The organism is Streptomyces sp. NPDC042336 (assembly GCF_055581985.1).
The window spans coordinates 54,917-69,911 of sequence record NZ_JBVJEA010000002.1 but is presented as its reverse complement, the minus strand read 5'-3'; the positions used below and the strand labels follow the sequence as shown (position 1 = coordinate 69,911).

The following is a 14,995-nucleotide window of genomic DNA, read 5'->3' as shown; positions in this document are numbered from 1 at the left end:
CCCCGTTCACGCGCTTCCCGTCTCCAGCAGCTCCATCAGCGCCCGCGCCGCCGGACTGGTGGCCTGCGCGGGCGGGAGCAGCGCGATGGTCTCGTACTCCGTCCCGTCCGCGTCCTTGAGCGGCAGCGAGGTGAGGGCGGCCCGCTTGTGCCGGAAGTGCCGCGGCACCACCGCGATGCCGAGGTTCTCGTCGATCAGGTCGAGCAGCCCGTGCACGTCGTTGACCTCCAGCGGCACTGTCCGCCGCACCCCCGCCGCGGCGAAGACGGCGTCGGTCACCCGGCGCGGGCCCCAGTCCGGGTGGAAGTCGACGAAGACCTCGTCGGCGAGGTCGTGCGGGGTGAGCACCGCGCCGTCCGCCGCGAGCCGGTGGCCGGGATGGCACAGCACCGTCATCGGCTCGCCGGCCAGCGCCACCGAGCGCAGCTGGTCCGTGTCCGCCTGGGTGCGGTAGGCGAAGGCCAGGTCGAGCCGCCCCGCCGCGACCTCCTCCGCCAGCTCCCCGGAGCCCGCCTGCCGCAGCCGGATCTCCACGTCCGGGTGGCGCCGCCGGAACGCCGCCAGCAGCCCGGCGACCGGGACCCCGGCGATGCACTGCTCGGCGCCCAGCGACAGCGTCCCGCGCAGCACCCCCTGCACCGCCGCGACCGCCTCGTGCGCCGACCGCACCTGGGCCAGGATGCGCTGAGCCTCGCCCAGCAGGGCCCGCCCCGCCTCCGTCAGCGTCACCCGGCGGGTCGTGCGCACGAACAGCGGCGCCCGCAGCTCCCGCTCCAGCGCCCGGATCGAGGCCGACAGACCGGACTGGGAGACCAGCAGCCGCTCCGCCGCGCGGGTGAAGTGCTGGTCCTCGGCGACCGCCACGAAGTGCTGGAGATGACGCAGTTCCATGATTGAGAAGCGTAACCGCGCAATCCCATCGGATTCTTCTGTTGGACCACTGCCCGCAGGTCACGCCAGAGTGGAGGACGGTTCCACCCAAGCCCCGTACCTCGGGGGCCAACCCCTCTGGAGTCGCGTTGTACACCGCACACCCCGACCGCTACGCGGAGATGCCCTACCGGCGCACCGGACGCAGCGGCCTGAAGCTCCCCGCGCTCTCGCTCGGCCTGTGGCACAACTTCGGCCCGGACCGCCCCGTCGAGACCCAGCGCGCCATCCTGCGCCGCGCCTTCGACCTCGGCGTCACCCACTTCGACCTCGCCAACAACTACGGTCCGCCGCCCGGATCGGCCGAGTCCGCGCTCGGCGAGGCCCTGAAGGCCGACTTCGGGCCGTACCGCGACGAGCTGGTCATCTCCACCAAGGCCGGCTATCTGATGTGGCCGGGACCCTACGGCGAGTGGGGCTCACGCAAGTACCTGCTGTCGTCCCTGGACCAGAGCCTGACCCGGATGGGCCTGGACCACGTCGACATCTTCTACTCGCACCGCCCCGACCCGGAGACTCCCCTGGAGGAGACCATGGGCGCGCTGCACACGGCGGTGCAGCAGGGCAAGGCGCTGTACGTCGGCGTCTCCAACTACTCGCCGGAGCAGACCCGCGAGGCCGCCCGCATCCTCGCCGAGCTGGGCACCCCGCTGCTGATCCACCAGCCGCGCTACTCCATGCTGGACCGCCGCCCCGAGACCAGCGGACTGCTGGACGCCCTGGACGAGCTGGAGGTGGGTTCGATCGCCTACTCCCCGCTGGAGCAGGGCCTGCTGACCGGCCGCTACCTCAACGGCATCCCCGAGGACTCCCGGGCCGCGAGCGACAGCCCCTTCCTGAACTCCGACGCCGTCACCGAGGAGCTGGTCGGCAAGCTGCGCGCCCTGGACGAGATCGCCGGGGCCCGTGGCCAGTCACTGGCCCAGATGGCCCTGGCCTGGGTGCTGCGCCAGGGCAGGGTGACCTCCGCCCTGGTCGGTGCCAGCAGCCCGAGGCAGCTGGAGGACAGCGTCGCGGCCATCGGGAACCTGGACTTCGGCACCGACGAGCTGACCCGCATCGACAAGATCGTCAAGGGCTAGAGAGCCGCCCGAGCGGACACGAGCCGGACCCCGAGGCGCCACCACCGCCCCCGGGGTCCGGCTCACGCGCGTGCCCCGGCCTCCTCGACGGGCCGGTGCGGGCAGGGCACGCGGCGCGGAGGCGGCGCGGCATTTCGGCCAACCGGTGCCGCGAATATGCCAGGAGACTGGCCGGAAATTCATGGTGACAGTGGTTCAGGAGTGAACATACTCACCACTAGGGCGTCTCACACCATGCGACAGCGCCCTCACGCACAGCACACGAGCCGCACGGACGCGCCGCCCGACCGGCAGGCGGGCGTGACGGGGAGGGCAGCAGTGCACGACGAGTTCCTGTGCCATGTCACCGCCTACGGTGTGTGTGACGGCAGGCGCATCGGTGTCCCGCTGGGCACCTACCGGGCTCCCACCCTCGCCCTGGCCCTGTGGTGGCTGCGGGACCGGGCGTCGTGGATCGCCGAGCGGCTGGATCCGCAGCCCGACACCCCTCACTTACCGCGCGGCGCCCTGACTCCCGTCGCCGACGACGCGCCCGACGTGCCGCGCATGCTGCGTGCCTGGTGCGCCGACGACGTACAACAGGGGCTGGTCGCCGACGAGTTGGCCGCGGGACACCTGGTGCGCGTCGCGACCAGCGACGAGACCACCGAGTACGAGCTGATGGCCGAGTCCGTGGACGCGCTGCGGATGCAGCGGGCCGCCCCGGTCCTGGTCGTCCCCGTCGCCTGAACCCCCGGTACGCCGCACCCGCCCGCTTCAGGACCCGGCCCGGCCGGACCGCCCGCCCGCCCACCGCGCGAGCAGCGCGCCCAGGAACCCGGCGACCAGTCCCCACAGCAGCGCGAGACCCACCGCAGGCCACAGGCGCGGCCGCAGGAACACCTGCCCGGACAGCCCGCCGCCCAGGTCGCCGATGCCGAGCACCGACAGCCCGTAGTGGGCGGAGATCCGGCCGACCAGGCCGATCACGAGGACCGTGAGGGCCAGCGCGACGGCCATGCGCACGGCGTGCAGCCAGGCCGGGAGCCGCGCCGGGGAGCGGGACGCCATGAGGAATCCGGCCGCCAGGACCAGGACCGCCGCGGCGACCGGGAGCCACCACATGCGTCCGTCGCGCTCGGCGAGCGTGCCCACGTTCACGGTCGAGACGTCCGGCGTGCGCAGCACCTCGTCGAGCACCCGCGGCATCGGGAGCCCGAACGGCCCCTCCACGCGTCCGTTCCAGGTCGCCCCCAGGCCGATGGTGAGCGCGGGCCATGCCAGGTTCGGCAGCCCGAGCAGCAGCACGGCGAAGGTGTCCGCCGGACGGCCCCGCGTCCCGGCGACGACCAGGGCGACGACGACGCCGACGACCACGTACGCGAGCAGCAGCGCGACCATCGCGTACGCGGCCGGCCGCACCGACGCCCGCAGCCACGCCGGCCGCTCGGGCAGCGGCGCCCGGTGCGAGACCAGCAGGGCGAGGACGAGCACCCCCGCCAGCCACAGCAGTCCGAAGAGGACGGTCAGCGGCACGTCCGTGGTGAAACCGACCGTCGGGCTGACGCCGAACAGGTCGCCGAGGTCGTTCAGCAGGCCCTCGCCGAGCGAGACCTCGAAGGTCTGCCGCGCGGCGAACGCCGTTCCGAGGAGGGCTAGCAGCCACAGGACGGCGATCCGCCCGGCCCAGCCGGCCAGCTCCGCGGCGTCGGCCATGGGCCGGTGGCGCAGCGGCCGCAGGAAGCCCCGGGCGATCACCAGCGCACCGGTCAGGGTGACGGACAGCGGCATCACGGTCAGCCCCGCGTCGGTGGCCGCCAGTTCGCCCGCGTCGCCCGACATCTCCAACGCGCCGCCGACGGCGGTGACGACGGTCGCCACCACGACCCGGGGGAAGGCGTTGTCGGGCAGGTCCGCGGCACCGGCCGCCCACAGCCCGAGCGCGGCCACGGCACCCATGGCGACCAGCCCGGCCAGGACCGTGCCCAGGGCCTGCGCCCAGCCGTGGCGGCCGACCGCCCGGCTGGAGCTTCCGGGAGGCCCGGCCGGTACGGGCGGCTCGGGAGGCACGGGAGGCACGGGAGGTACGGGAGGCACTGCGGGGGGCTGCGGACTCACGGTGTCACGCTAAGCAGCCCCCGCCGGGCACGCCCGCCGACAGGGCCGTCCGCGCCGACGGCGGGTGGCGGCGACCTCCCGTGCTGCTCGTGGTCGACCCGGAGCGGGGTCCGGCTGCGCCCCGTACCGGTCGGCGTTCAGCCCGCCCGCACGACCAGGGCGTAGTCGCCGAGGCCCAGCAGGCGGTCGGCCGGCAGTTCGCCACGGGTGGTGAAGAGCGCGAGGAGACGCGCGGTGCGGGTGTCGAACGCGACGTCCAGCACCGTGCCCTGCCCGGCGCCCGTGTCGGTGAGGATCCGGCGGCCCAGCAGATCGTGGCCGGGCGGCGCCGGCTCGGGGGCGGTCGCGGCGCTCACCCGGAGGGCGCCCGGTCCGACCGTGCCCACCGTGTCCCAGGGCAGCGCCGTCTCGCGGCCGAACCGGCCGCCGCGCCAGCGGACATGGCTGACGGACCCGGTGACGACGTCGACGGTCAGGGACGTCACGGTGCCCAGGGGCCCGGCCCCGTCCGGCGGCAGCACCGGCAGGCCGCGCACCTCGGTGAACAGCATCACGGCAGCGACCCCTTCCACCGGCCGGGCACCCCGCCGACCAGGGCGGTGAAGCCGGGCAGGTCGTCCGCGACGTGCCGGACCGCGTCCTCGGGAAGCACCAGGGCCCGGCCGGTGACCGTGAGCGTCTCGCCGCGCGGCACGTACACCCGGCGCCGGTGGCGCGTGTGACCCGGCACGAACCGGCGGCTCGCCGCCACCCGGAAGCCGACGACCCGCCCACCGGTGCCGCCCTCCACCACGACGTCCAGCACCGTGCCGATCTCCGCTCCCGCCTCGGTCAGCACCCTCGCCCCCAGCAGACGGGCTCGCAGGTTCGTCCGGTCCGCCGTCATCGCCGTCGCGGTCACCAGGCCCCGCCGGTCCCGGATCATCACCGCGTCGTGGCCCAGCGCGTACACGGCCGACCACGGCAGGCCCTCCTTCAACGGGCCGGACAGCAGACCCCGTCCCGTCAGGGTGAAACCGGTGATCCGGGCCGCGGCGGCGTCGCATACGGTGTCCTTGACCTGGGCGACGGCATCGCCGCCGAGCGTGACCACCGGCCGGGTGGTGAGGCTTCGTGCGGCCATCAGTTCGTTCATCGCACACCCTTCCCCACCCGCTCGCACACCCCTGACCCACCCACGGGTTCCCCGCACGACTGTGACGATTCCCGCACCGGGAGGAGAGGGGGACTGCGACGCGCGGCACGGGGTACGAGGACAGACGCAGCAGAGTCCGGCCAGTCCGGCTTCCGAGAGAGATACGTATGACCGAGTACCTGGACGGGGCAGTGATACCGACTGGTTTCGACGTACCCGTCGAACCGCTGAGGCGGGCGGCGCACTACTCCGGTGAGCCGGGATGCATAGCGCAGGCACGTTCCTTCGCCTCGCTCTTCCTCGACCAGCTGAGGACCGAGTGGTGCGCCACGATCGGCCCCCGCGCCGACGGCGCGGTGCTCCTGGTGGTCAGCGAGCTGGTCACCAACGCCGACCGGCACAGCAGGGGGCCGTACATCCTGGAGCTGGAGGGCACCGGCAGCTCGGTGGTGGTGACCGTGTACGACAGCAGCGGCGCCGTGCCCCAGCGCTTCCCCCGGGACCCCGAGCGGGTCGGCCGGCACGGCCTGGAGATCGTGCACGCCCTGGTCGAGACGGTCGTCGTCGAACGCGTCCCGGTCGGCAAGCGCGTGCGCGCCGTGGTGCCCCTCACCGAGGGGTGAAGGGCACCGTCGTCACGGCGTCTTCACAGCGGGCCGGGGCTCAGGCGCACCCGAGTTCACCCAGCATGCCCTCGCGCAGCCGGGTGATGATCCGCTTGATCAGCCGGGAGACGTGCATCTGGGAGCAGCCGAGGCGTTCGCCGATCTCCGCCTGGGTCGCCTCCTCCACGAACCGCAGGTGGATGATCTGGCGGTCCCGCTCGCTCAGCTCGGCCATCAGCGGGGCCAGCGAGTGGAAGTCCTCGATGAGCCGCAGCCCGTCCTCCTCCACTCCGATGAAGTCGGCCAGGACCGACTCGCCGCTCTCGGGTCCGTCACCGGTCAGGGCGGCGTCCAGCGAGGAGGAGTTGTAGCCGTTGGACGCGATCTGCCCCTCGACCACCTCCTTCTCACTGAGGTTCATCAGCGTGGCGAGTTCGGCGACGGTGGGCTCGCGGTCCAGGCGGGAGGAGAGCTCCTCGCGGGCCTTGGCCAGCTCCACGCGCAGCTCCTGGAGCCGCCGCGGCACGTGCACCGCCCAGGTGGTGTCCCGGAAGAAGCGCTTGATCTCCCCGACGATGTAGGGCAGCGCGAACGACGTGAACTCCACCTCGCGCGACAGCTCGAAGCGGTCGATCGCCTTGATCAGGCCGATCATGCCGGTCTGGACGATGTCCTCCATGTCGTCCCCGCGGCCGCGGAAGCGGCCCGCCGCGAACCGCACGAGCGACATGTTCATCTCGATCAGCGTGTTGCGTGCGTACTGGTACTCGTGCGTGCCCTCCTCGAGTTCCGCCAGGCGCCGGAAGAACTGGCGGGACAACTGCCGCGCGTCACGCGGGGCCACGGTGCGCGGGTCCACGGCATCCCGCGGTGATCCCTCACCCGTCCCGCTCCCGGCGGCCTCCTCGACAACCTGCGCTTGCGGCCGGACCACGGCGGTCTCCATTGCCTCTCCCACGAAAGTCACGGTGCGACGTCTCCCTAGGCTTGCCCGCTTGCGGGTACCCGGGCCGCGACGGACCATGCCACCCGTTTCCACGGGTGGCGCAATACTTGTGCCGCGGCGTCTTCGCGGGGTGGTGTCTCCGCCTTCCAGGCTAGTGCGGCGGGCCGTGCCCGGCACCCCCGGAACCCGCCCGGATTTCCCTGAGGGCGGAACGCCGCCCCCTTCCGTGACGCGGCCGGGCCCCTAGGCTGAGGAGGTGACCAGCCACGTGCCGAACGAAGCCCGCGTCATCGCGCTGCGCCCACGGGCCGGGCGCCCCGCAGCGCGCCCCGCCGCCTCGCAGGTTCCCCCGGAGCGAAGGCCGCCCACCGTACGGGAGCCGCTGTGGCGCGACCTGGTCGGCGACGTCCTGCGGCGGGAACGCCTGGAGCAGGAGCGCACGCTGAAGGAGGTCGCGGAGGCCGCCCGGATCTCCATGCCCTACCTGTCGGAGGTGGAGCGCGGCCGCAAGGAGGCGTCCTCGGAAGTGCTGGCCGCCGCCGCGGGCGCCCTGGGACTGGGCCTGGGCGACCTGCTGGCCCGCGCGCAGGGCGAGCTGGTCCGCCTCACCTCCCGGCACACCGGCGCGGGAGCGGGCCGCGGCACGTCCGGCGCGCGGTTCGACGGGATGTGCCTGGCCGCCTGAGGCCGCGCACGGGCCGGCGCCCCGCACGGTGCGGGGCGCCGGCCCGGCCTCTCACACCCGCGCCAGGCGCTGGGCGAGCACCTCGTCGGCCAGCCCGTACGCCACCGCCTCCTGGGCGGTGAACACCTTGTCGCGGTCCATGTCCGCGCGCAGTGTCGCCACGTCGTGGTGGGTGTGGCGGGCCAGCACCTCCTCGACCTGGGAGCGGATCCGCACCATCTCCTTGGCCTGCAGTGCCAGGTCGGAGACCGTCCCCTGCCGGCCGCCGCTGGCGGGCTGCCCCAGCAGGACCCGCGCGTGCTCCAGCACGAACCGCCGCCCGGGGTCGCCGCCCGCCAGCAGCACCGCCGCGGTGGAGGCCGCCTGCCCGACACAGAACGTCGAGATCGGCGCCTGCACGAAGGACATCGTGTCGTAGATCGCCATCAGCGACGTGAACGAGCCGCCGGGGGAGTTGATGTAGACGGCGATCTCGCTCTCCGGGGCCGACGACTCCAGGTGCAGGAGCTGCGCGATCACCACGTTGGCCACACCGTCGTCGATCTCGGTCCCCAGGAAGATGATCCGCTCCGACAGCAGCCGGCTGAACACGTCGTAGGACCGCTCGCCCTGCGGGGTCCGCTCGACGACGTTAGGAATCGTGTAGCTCCCCATGTCACAGCCCCATCCGTCGCTTGGTGGCGGCCGGGCGGACGTCCGCGAGGGACTGCACGACCTGGTCCACCATTCCGTACTCCCTGGCCTCCTCGGCCGTGAACCAGCGGTCGCGGTCGCCGTCCCGGGAGATGGTCTCGACGCTCTGACCGGTGTGCTCGGCGGTGATCCGCTCGATGGCCCGCTTGGTGAACTCCAGGTTGTCCGCCTGGATCTCGATGTCGGCGGTGGTGCCGCCGATGCCCGCCGACGGCTGGTGCATCATGATCCGCGCGTTCGGCAGCGCGTAGCGCTTGCCCGCCGTGCCGACGCTCAGCAGGAACTGCCCCATGCTGGCGGCGAACCCCATGGCGAGCGTCGAGACGTCGTTGGGGATCAGCCGCATGGTGTCGTAGATGGCGAGTCCCGCGTGCACGGAGCCGCCGGGGCTGTTGATGTACAGGCTGATGTCGGTGCGCGGGTCCTGCGCGGACAGGATCAGCAGCTGGGCGCAGACCCGGTTCGCGGAGACCTCGTCGACCTGGGTGCCCAGGAGCACGATCCGCTGGTCGAGCAGCTGCTCGGCGAGCCGGTCGTCGAACCGGGTCGCGGGGGTGTCGCCCTCCTCGGCCCTGGGCGGTCGGGCCGGTGAGGCGATGAGTGGAGACATCGGCGCTCCTTGTCGAGTCGTGGTCAGTGGGGGAGGGGGGTGGGCCGCGGCCGATGGCGCCGCGGTTCCTCCACTCTCGGTCCGCCACGGCCCCTGCCGGTGCTTTCTCTGCCCGCGGCAGATTCGCCACCGGCAGAGCGATGAGTTCCGCGGACCGCGCCGGTCGACAGTGGTGACCGTGTTCCGCTCCCTGGAGGTACTCATGAGCACCGACGGATTCACCACCTGCCTGTGGTTCGACGGCGACGCCGAGGAGGCCGCCCACTTCTATGTCTCCGTGTTCAAGAACTCCGGCATCGACGCCGTCACGCGCTACCCCGAGGGAGCACCCCAGCCCGCCGGCTCCGTGCTCACCGTCGAGTTCACCGCCAACGGCCAGAAGTTCGTGGGCCTCAACGGCGGCCCGCAGTTCACGTTCAACGAGGCGATCTCCTTCCAGATCACCTGCGAGAACCAGGACGAGGTCGACCACTACTGGACCAGGCTCACCGAGGGCGGCGGCGAGGACGGGCCCTGCGGCTGGCTCAAGGACCGGTTCGGCGTCTCGTGGCAGGTCGTCCCGCGCCGGCTCGAGGAGATGTTCCGCGACCCCGACCCCGCCAAGGTGGCGCGCGCCAACAAGGCCATGATGTCGATGCGCAAGCTCGACATCGCCGCACTGGAGCAGGCGTACGCCGGTCAGTGACGCGCCGTCGGCGCGCGGGGCGTGGACGGGATGACTAGCGTGAGGAACCGGACCGTATCCGGTCATCTCGTCCCGCACAGTTCGAAACCATTCGCCCGCACAGGAGGCGGCAGTCATGGCCGTGCAACCCGAAGGGGCCCCTTGCTGGGCCGACGCGATGTTCAGCGATGTCGAGGGAGCCAAGACCTTCTACGGCGACGTCCTCGGCTGGACCTTCGGCGAGTCGTCGTCGGAGTTCGGCAACTACACCCAGTGCTACGCGGACGGCAAGGCCGTGGCCGCCGTGGTCCCGCCCCCGCCCGGTCACGAGGACCAGTCCCAGTGGTGCCTCTACTTCGCCTCCCCGGACGCGGCGGCGACCGCCGGCCGGATCCGCGAGGCCGGCGGGGAACTGCTCCTCGAGCCGATGCGGGTCGGCGACTACGGCACCATGTGCCTGGCCCGGGACCCGAGCGGCGTCGTCTTCGGCGTCTGGCAGGGCGACGCCCACGAGGGCTTCGAGGCGACGGCCGTGCCCGGCGCGTACTGCTGGGCGGAGGTCTTCACCCGCGAGCCCGCGAAGTCGGACGCCTTCTTCCCCGCGGTCTTCTCCTACCGGGCCAAGCAGATGCGGGACGACCAGGTGGACTTCCGCATCTTCGACCTCGGTGACCGCACCGTCCTGGGCCGGATGGCCATGACGGAGGAGTTCCCGCCCGAGGTCCCGCCCTACATCAACGTCTACTTCGCCGTCGCCGACTGCGACGACGCCGTGGCGCGCGCCACGAAGCTCGGCGGCGTCCTGCGGTTCGGTCCGGTCACGACCCCGTTCGGCCGGTTCGCGGCGCTCAGCGACCCGCAGGGCGCGAACTTCTCCGTGATCGACACCACGACCACGGAGGGGGAGATGCCCACGCTCACGGACGTCTCCTGACCCTGTCCGGACACCCCGCCGGGCCATGGCATGATCGGACGCATGCGTGAACGAGCAGTGGCCGCGTGCGACGGGGCTTCGAAGGGAAACCCGGGTCCGGCCGGCTGGGCCTGGGTGCTGGCCGACGCGTCGGAGAATCCGGTCCGCTGGGAGGCCGGCCCGCTCGGCAGGACCACCAACAACGTCGCCGAACTCACGGCTCTGGAGCGCCTGCTGGCGTCGACCGACCCGGGCGTACCGCTCGAGGTCCGCATGGACTCGCAGTACGCCATGAAGGCCGTCACCACCTGGCTGCCCGGCTGGAAGCGCAACGGCTGGAAGACCGCCGCGGGCAAGCCCGTCGCCAACCAGGAGCTGGTCGTGCGCATCGACGAGCTGCTCGACGGCCGCTCGGTCGAGTTCCGCTACGTGCCCGCCCACCAGGTCGACGGCGACCGGCTCAACGACTTCGCCGACCGGGCCGCCAGCCAGGCGGCCGTGGTCCAGGAAGCCGCGGGTACCGCCCTCGGTTCGCCGGAGCCGCCGCCCGCGCCGGACGTGCCGGCGGCCCGCAAGGCGCCGCGCCGGGCGTCGGGCGCGGCCCGCAAGGGCGGCGGTTCCCCGGCGCGCACCATCAAGGCGAAATTCGCCGGGCGCTGCCTGTGCGGCCGCTCCTACGCGGCCGGAGAGTCCATCGCCAAGAACGACCAGGGCTGGGGCCACCCGGAGTGCCGCACGGTGGCCGCCGGATAAACCGCGCCCGCCCCCGGCCGCGCGGCGGCGGACCACGGCCCCTCCCTTGTTACTCTGCGGTCCCGAATGACCGTTATGAGTGCATACCAGGGGTGTGTGTGAAGGTCGCCTGCGTCGGCGGTGGGCCCGCCGGACTGTATCTGTCGATCCTGCTGAAGCGGCGGGACCCGTCCCACGACGTCACCGTCCACGAGCGCGACCCGGAGGGCTCCACCTACGGCTGGGGCGTCACCTACTGGCGCGGACTGCTCGACCGGCTCCAGGAGCACGACCCCGAGTCCGCGCGCGCCGTCGAGGAGCACTCGGTGCGCTGGCGCGACGGCGTCGCCCACGTGGGCGACCTGGCCACCCGGCACCAAGGCGACGAGGGCTTCGGCATCGGCCGCCACCGGCTCCTCGCGATCCTCGCCGCCCGCGCCCGCGAGCTGGGCGTACGCCTGGAGCACGAGCACCCGGTCGACGGCGCGAACCCGCCCGCCGCCGACCTGGTGGTGGCGGCCGACGGGGCGGGCAGCGCCCTGCGCACCCGGCACGCCGACCACTTCGGCACCGAGATCACCGGCGGCCGCAACCCCTACGTGTGGCTCGGCACCACCAAGGTCTTCGACGCCTTCACCTTCGCCTTCGTGGAGACCGGCCACGGCTGGATCTGGGCGTACGGCTACGGCTTCGGCCCCGAGGGCAGCACCTGCGTCGTCGAGTGCGCGCCCGCGACCTGGACCGGCCTGGGCCTGGACCGGGCGGACGAGGGCGAGGGACTGGTCCTGCTGGAAAAGCTCTTCGCGGACGTACTGGACGGACACCCGCTCACCGCGCGGTCGAACGGCCGGGCCGGCACCCCCTGGCGCACCTTCCGCACCCTCGCCAACCGCACCTGGTCCCGGGGCAACCTCGTCCTGCTCGGCGACGCCGCCCACACCACGCACTACTCCATCGGCGCGGGCACCACGCTCGCCCTGGAGGACGCCATGACGCTGTCGGCGGCGCTGCACGAGCGGGAGACCCTCCCGGAGGCCCTCGCCCACTACGAACGCGAACGCCGGGCGGCCCTGCTGCCGGTGCAGAGCGCGGCCCGGCTCAGCGCCCAGTGGTACGAGAACCTGCCCCGCTACATCCACCTGCCGCCCCAGGAGATGTTCGCCCTGCTCGGCCAGCGCCACTCGCCGCTGCTGCCGTACCTCCCGCCCCGCCTGTACTACCGGATCGACCGGGCGGCCGGCCGGCTGGAGACACTGCGGCGGCTCAAGCGCCGGCTGGGGCCCGTGCTCGCACGCACGGGCCAGGCACGCAGGCTCCCCACCGGCGGTGGGCCGGGCCGCTCCGGGCGTCCCGACGCGGTGCCCGCGGACCGCGGATGACAGACTGACGCCATGGACGAGCGCACTTTCGGCAGGTCGGATCAGCACGCGTCGGTGGTCGGCCTCGGCACCTGGCAACTGGGCGCCGACTGGGGAGACGTCGACGACAAGGAAGCCCTCGCGGTACTGGAGGCGGCGGCCGAGTCGGGGGTGACCTTCTTCGACACGGCCGACGTCTACGGCGACGGCCGCAGCGAGCAGACCATCGCGACCTTCCTCGCCAGCAGGCCCGACCTGCACGTGCTGGTCGCCACCAAGATGGGCCGCCGGGTCGACCAGATCCCGCAGAACTACGTCCTGGACAACTTCCGGGAGTGGAACGACCGCTCCCGCCGCAACCTCGGCGTCGACCGCGTCGACCTGGTGCAGCTGCACTGCCCCCCGACGGCCGTCTACTCCAGCGACGAGGTGTTCGACGCCCTGGACACCCTGGTCGAGGAGGAGCGCGTCGCCGCGTACGGCGTCAGCGTCGAGACCTGCGAGGAGGCGCTCACCGCGATCGCCCGGCCGAACGTGGCGAGCGTCCAGATCATCCTCAACCCGTTCCGTATGAAGCCCCTGCGCGAGGTCCTGCCCGCGGCCCGCGAGGCGGGCGTCGGCATCATCGCCCGGGTGCCGCTGGCGTCCGGTCTGCTGACCGGCAAGTACACCGAGGACACCGTCTTCGCCGCGAACGACCACCGGAACTTCAACCGGCACGGCGAGGCCTTCGACCAGGGCGAGACCTTCTCCGGCGTCGACTTCGCCACCGGAGTGCAGGCCGCCGCCGAGTTCGCCGCGCTCGCCCCCGAGGGGTACACCCCGGCCCAGCTGGCGCTGCGCTGGATCGTCCAGCAGCCCGGCGTGACGACCGTGATCCCGGGTGCCCGTTCACCCGAGCAGGCGCGCGCCAACACGGACGCCGCCCGGCTGCCGGAGCTGTCCGACGCCACCCTCGCCGCGATCCGCGACCTCTACGACCGCCGTATCAAGGACCAGGTCGAGGGCCGCTGGTAGGCGGCCGGCGGACGGTGCCGAGCGGCCTCACGGCACCAGGAGCAGCTGCCGTTCCCGCTCCTGGTCGCCCGAGGCCGCTCCGTCGTCCTGCGCGGTGAAGGCGCGGGACAGCGTCTCGCTCGCCGCCTCCACGGCCTGCGGAGTGCCCTGGACGGTGACCGTCACCGGCGCGGACAGTGTCCCGCCCGCTGCCGGGGCGGAGTCCGACCGCGGGGCGCCCGGGGAGTCGAAGGTCGCGGTACGCACCGTCGCCCCCTCGTCGGCGGGCGGGGCGTCGGGAGTCCCGAAGACGCCCTCCAGGGCGCGGACGATCGCCCGCGCGTCGTCGATGCCGCCGCCGTCGAGCGTCACGGTGAGCTGAGTGTCGGACATCCTTCGCCTTCCTTGCCGCGCGTCGGTCGGTCCCGGCCCGTGTAACCGCCTCCCGGTCACCCAAACCGGCGGCCGCCGCCCCGGCCCGGCGCCTGAGTACGGGGATCCCGGGAACAGGGAAGAGGACGCAGCGACGGCCATCGGGAGGACGATGTGAGGGACTCGGAAGCCGCTGAGGGCTCGGGCCGGCGCAGGGGCCGCAACGAGACCGAGGAGGAGCGGGCGGACCGGATGTGGACGGAGCTGATCCAGGAGGTCCGCGTCGCGCAGATGGGCGTGCAGATCCTGTTCGGCTTCCTGCTCACGGTCGTGTTCCAGCCGAAGTACGAGAACCTCTCGGACACCGACCAGACGATCTACCTGATCACGGTGGTTCTCGGCGCCGTGACGACCGGCGCCCTGATCGGCCCGGTGTCCCTGCACCGCCTCGTCTCCGGACGGCGGGTGAAGCCCCAGGCGGTGCGGTGGGCGTCCCGGCTGACCGTGCTCGGGCTGGTGCTGCTGCTCGCCACGACGGCCTGCTCACTGCTGCTGATCCTGCGCGTCGCGACCCACGACGGCTTCGTGCCCTACCTCGTCACCGGCGTGGTGCTCTGGTACCTGCTGTGCTGGTTCGGGATCCCGCTGTGGACCCGGCACCGCCACACGGCCCGCTGAGGTCCCGCGGCCCGCGGTCCCCCGGCCCTCGGCGGTGAGCCCTCGCCGTCACCCCTCCGCCGTCACCCCTCCGCCGTCAGCTCGGCGAGGAAGTCGTCGACGCTTACCCGTTCCCGCCCCGGCCGGACCACCGCGTACGTCTCGCGCAGGAACGCCTCGACGGCCGTGGCCCACACGAACACCACGGCACGGTGGCGGCCCCCGTCGCCCCGGTCGTCGCCCAGCAGCTCGATGCGCAGCTCGTCCCACATGCCCCGGGACTCCGGCCGCAGCCGCACGTCGCCCACGCCCACCGCCCGGGTGAGCCCCTCGGCGACCATCTCTCGGTCCAGCGCCCAGCGGGCGAGCACCCGGCCGTCGTGGCTGAAGACCATAGTGAGGGCGAACGGGTCCGCCGCCTCGTACCCGAGGTGGGCGAGCACGGGGAACCGTTCGGCGGTGTCGCCCGCCTGGAGCTGCACGACCACGGTCTTGTGCACGGCGGTGTTCACGGGGACCT

19 protein-coding genes are annotated in these 14,995 nt (G+C 72.9%); 10 read left to right on the top strand and 9 right to left on the bottom strand.

Annotated elements, in window-relative coordinates; translation table 11 throughout:
• Positions 1-6: 6 nt before the first annotated feature.
• A complete protein-coding gene (locus tag ACZ6IM_RS05150) occupies positions 7-891 on the bottom strand; it encodes a LysR family transcriptional regulator (RefSeq protein WP_469554315.1) in 885 nt (294 codons plus the stop codon).
• 128 nt (positions 892-1,019) lie between these two features.
• Between ACZ6IM_RS05150 and mgrA the strand changes: the two genes are divergently transcribed.
• Both mgrA and ACZ6IM_RS05140 read left to right on the top strand, forming a co-directional pair.
• The gene (gene mgrA, locus ACZ6IM_RS05145; RefSeq protein ID WP_052837282.1) at positions 1,020-2,012 is read left to right on the top strand and encodes an L-glyceraldehyde 3-phosphate reductase; all 993 of its coding nucleotides are present in this window, start codon (positions 1,020-1,022) and stop codon (positions 2,010-2,012) included.
• A 318-nt stretch (positions 2,013-2,330) separates the two neighbouring features.
• Complete coding sequence (locus ACZ6IM_RS05140) at positions 2,331-2,741, top strand: hypothetical protein (protein WP_469554314.1); 411 nt, start codon at positions 2,331-2,333, stop codon at positions 2,739-2,741.
• Positions 2,742-2,768: 27 nt separating this feature from the next.
• Here the strand turns inward: ACZ6IM_RS05140 and ACZ6IM_RS05135 are convergent, their stop codons facing one another.
• The 3 genes from ACZ6IM_RS05135 to ACZ6IM_RS05125 all read right to left on the bottom strand — a co-directional run bounded on the left by ACZ6IM_RS05135 (position 2,769) and on the right by ACZ6IM_RS05125 (position 5,244).
• A complete protein-coding gene (locus tag ACZ6IM_RS05135; protein WP_469554312.1) occupies positions 2,769-4,061 on the bottom strand; it encodes a streptophobe family protein in 1,293 nt (430 codons plus the stop codon).
• 185 nt (positions 4,062-4,246) lie between these two features.
• The gene (locus tag ACZ6IM_RS05130) at positions 4,247-4,663 is read right to left on the bottom strand and encodes a hypothetical protein (RefSeq protein WP_052837285.1); all 417 of its coding nucleotides are present in this window, start codon (positions 4,661-4,663) and stop codon (positions 4,247-4,249) included.
• Positions 4,660-5,244, bottom strand: coding sequence for a PRC-barrel domain-containing protein (locus ACZ6IM_RS05125; protein ID WP_052837286.1), 585 nt, complete (start codon positions 5,242-5,244; stop codon positions 4,660-4,662). The genes ACZ6IM_RS05130 and ACZ6IM_RS05125 overlap by 4 nt, the downstream gene beginning before the upstream one ends.
• 167 nt (positions 5,245-5,411) lie before the next feature.
• Between ACZ6IM_RS05125 and ACZ6IM_RS05120 the strand changes: the two genes are divergently transcribed.
• Entirely contained in the window at positions 5,412-5,867 is a 456-nt protein-coding gene (locus tag ACZ6IM_RS05120; protein WP_052837287.1) for an ATP-binding protein, read from the top strand.
• Positions 5,868-5,907: 40 nt separating this feature from the next.
• Here ACZ6IM_RS05120 and ACZ6IM_RS05115 read toward each other — a convergent pair whose 3' ends face one another.
• On the bottom strand, positions 5,908-6,795 hold the full coding sequence (locus ACZ6IM_RS05115) for an RNA polymerase sigma factor SigF (RefSeq protein WP_052837288.1): 888 nt from the start codon (positions 6,793-6,795) through the stop codon (positions 5,908-5,910).
• A gap of 256 nt (positions 6,796-7,051) precedes the next feature.
• Here ACZ6IM_RS05115 and ACZ6IM_RS05110 point away from each other — a divergent pair, with 256 nt between their 5' ends.
• The gene (locus ACZ6IM_RS05110) at positions 7,052-7,480 is read left to right on the top strand and encodes a helix-turn-helix domain-containing protein (protein WP_052837289.1); all 429 of its coding nucleotides are present in this window, start codon (positions 7,052-7,054) and stop codon (positions 7,478-7,480) included.
• Between the two features lie 51 nt (positions 7,481-7,531).
• Here ACZ6IM_RS05110 and ACZ6IM_RS05105 read toward each other — a convergent pair whose 3' ends face one another.
• Both ACZ6IM_RS05105 and ACZ6IM_RS05100 read right to left on the bottom strand, forming a co-directional pair.
• A complete protein-coding gene (locus ACZ6IM_RS05105) occupies positions 7,532-8,134 on the bottom strand; it encodes a ClpP family protease (protein ID WP_052837290.1) in 603 nt (200 codons plus the stop codon).
• Position 8,135: 1 nt separating this feature from the next.
• Positions 8,136-8,783: an ATP-dependent Clp protease proteolytic subunit gene (locus ACZ6IM_RS05100; protein WP_052837291.1), complete on the bottom strand. Its 648-nt coding sequence runs from the start codon at positions 8,781-8,783 to the stop codon at positions 8,136-8,138.
• A 202-nt stretch (positions 8,784-8,985) separates the two neighbouring features.
• Here ACZ6IM_RS05100 and ACZ6IM_RS05095 point away from each other — a divergent pair, with 202 nt between their 5' ends.
• The 5 genes from ACZ6IM_RS05095 to ACZ6IM_RS05075 all read left to right on the top strand — a co-directional run bounded on the left by ACZ6IM_RS05095 (position 8,986) and on the right by ACZ6IM_RS05075 (position 13,467).
• Positions 8,986-9,468, top strand: coding sequence for a VOC family protein (locus ACZ6IM_RS05095; RefSeq protein WP_052837378.1), 483 nt, complete (start codon positions 8,986-8,988; stop codon positions 9,466-9,468).
• A 115-nt stretch (positions 9,469-9,583) separates the two neighbouring features.
• Entirely contained in the window at positions 9,584-10,381 is a 798-nt protein-coding gene (locus tag ACZ6IM_RS05090; RefSeq protein ID WP_052837292.1) for a VOC family protein, read from the top strand.
• A 30-nt stretch (positions 10,382-10,411) separates the two neighbouring features.
• Positions 10,412-11,113: a ribonuclease H family protein gene (locus tag ACZ6IM_RS05085; protein WP_469554309.1), complete on the top strand. Its 702-nt coding sequence runs from the start codon at positions 10,412-10,414 to the stop codon at positions 11,111-11,113.
• 98 nt (positions 11,114-11,211) lie between these two features.
• Positions 11,212-12,471 (top strand): FAD-dependent monooxygenase, encoded by a 1,260-nt coding sequence (locus tag ACZ6IM_RS05080; RefSeq protein ID WP_469554307.1) that lies wholly within the window; start codon positions 11,212-11,214, stop codon positions 12,469-12,471.
• A 12-nt stretch (positions 12,472-12,483) separates the two neighbouring features.
• Complete coding sequence (locus tag ACZ6IM_RS05075) at positions 12,484-13,467, top strand: aldo/keto reductase (RefSeq protein WP_052837295.1); 984 nt, start codon at positions 12,484-12,486, stop codon at positions 13,465-13,467.
• 27 nt (positions 13,468-13,494) lie between these two features.
• Here the strand turns inward: ACZ6IM_RS05075 and ACZ6IM_RS05070 are convergent, their stop codons facing one another.
• Positions 13,495-13,839 carry a hypothetical protein gene (locus ACZ6IM_RS05070; RefSeq protein WP_052837296.1) on the bottom strand — a complete coding sequence of 115 codons (345 nt, stop codon included), beginning with the start codon at positions 13,837-13,839 and terminating at the stop codon, positions 13,495-13,497.
• A 231-nt stretch (positions 13,840-14,070) separates the two neighbouring features.
• Between ACZ6IM_RS05070 and ACZ6IM_RS05065 the strand changes: the two genes are divergently transcribed.
• A complete protein-coding gene (locus ACZ6IM_RS05065; RefSeq protein WP_469555225.1) occupies positions 14,071-14,496 on the top strand; it encodes a DUF6328 family protein in 426 nt (141 codons plus the stop codon).
• A gap of 62 nt (positions 14,497-14,558) precedes the next feature.
• On the opposite strand, the gene ACZ6IM_RS05060 is transcribed toward ACZ6IM_RS05065, so the two are convergent.
• On the bottom strand, positions 14,559-14,987 hold the full coding sequence (locus tag ACZ6IM_RS05060) for an SsgA family sporulation/cell division regulator (RefSeq protein ID WP_052837298.1): 429 nt from the start codon (positions 14,985-14,987) through the stop codon (positions 14,559-14,561).
• Positions 14,988-14,995: the final 8 nt, after the last annotated feature.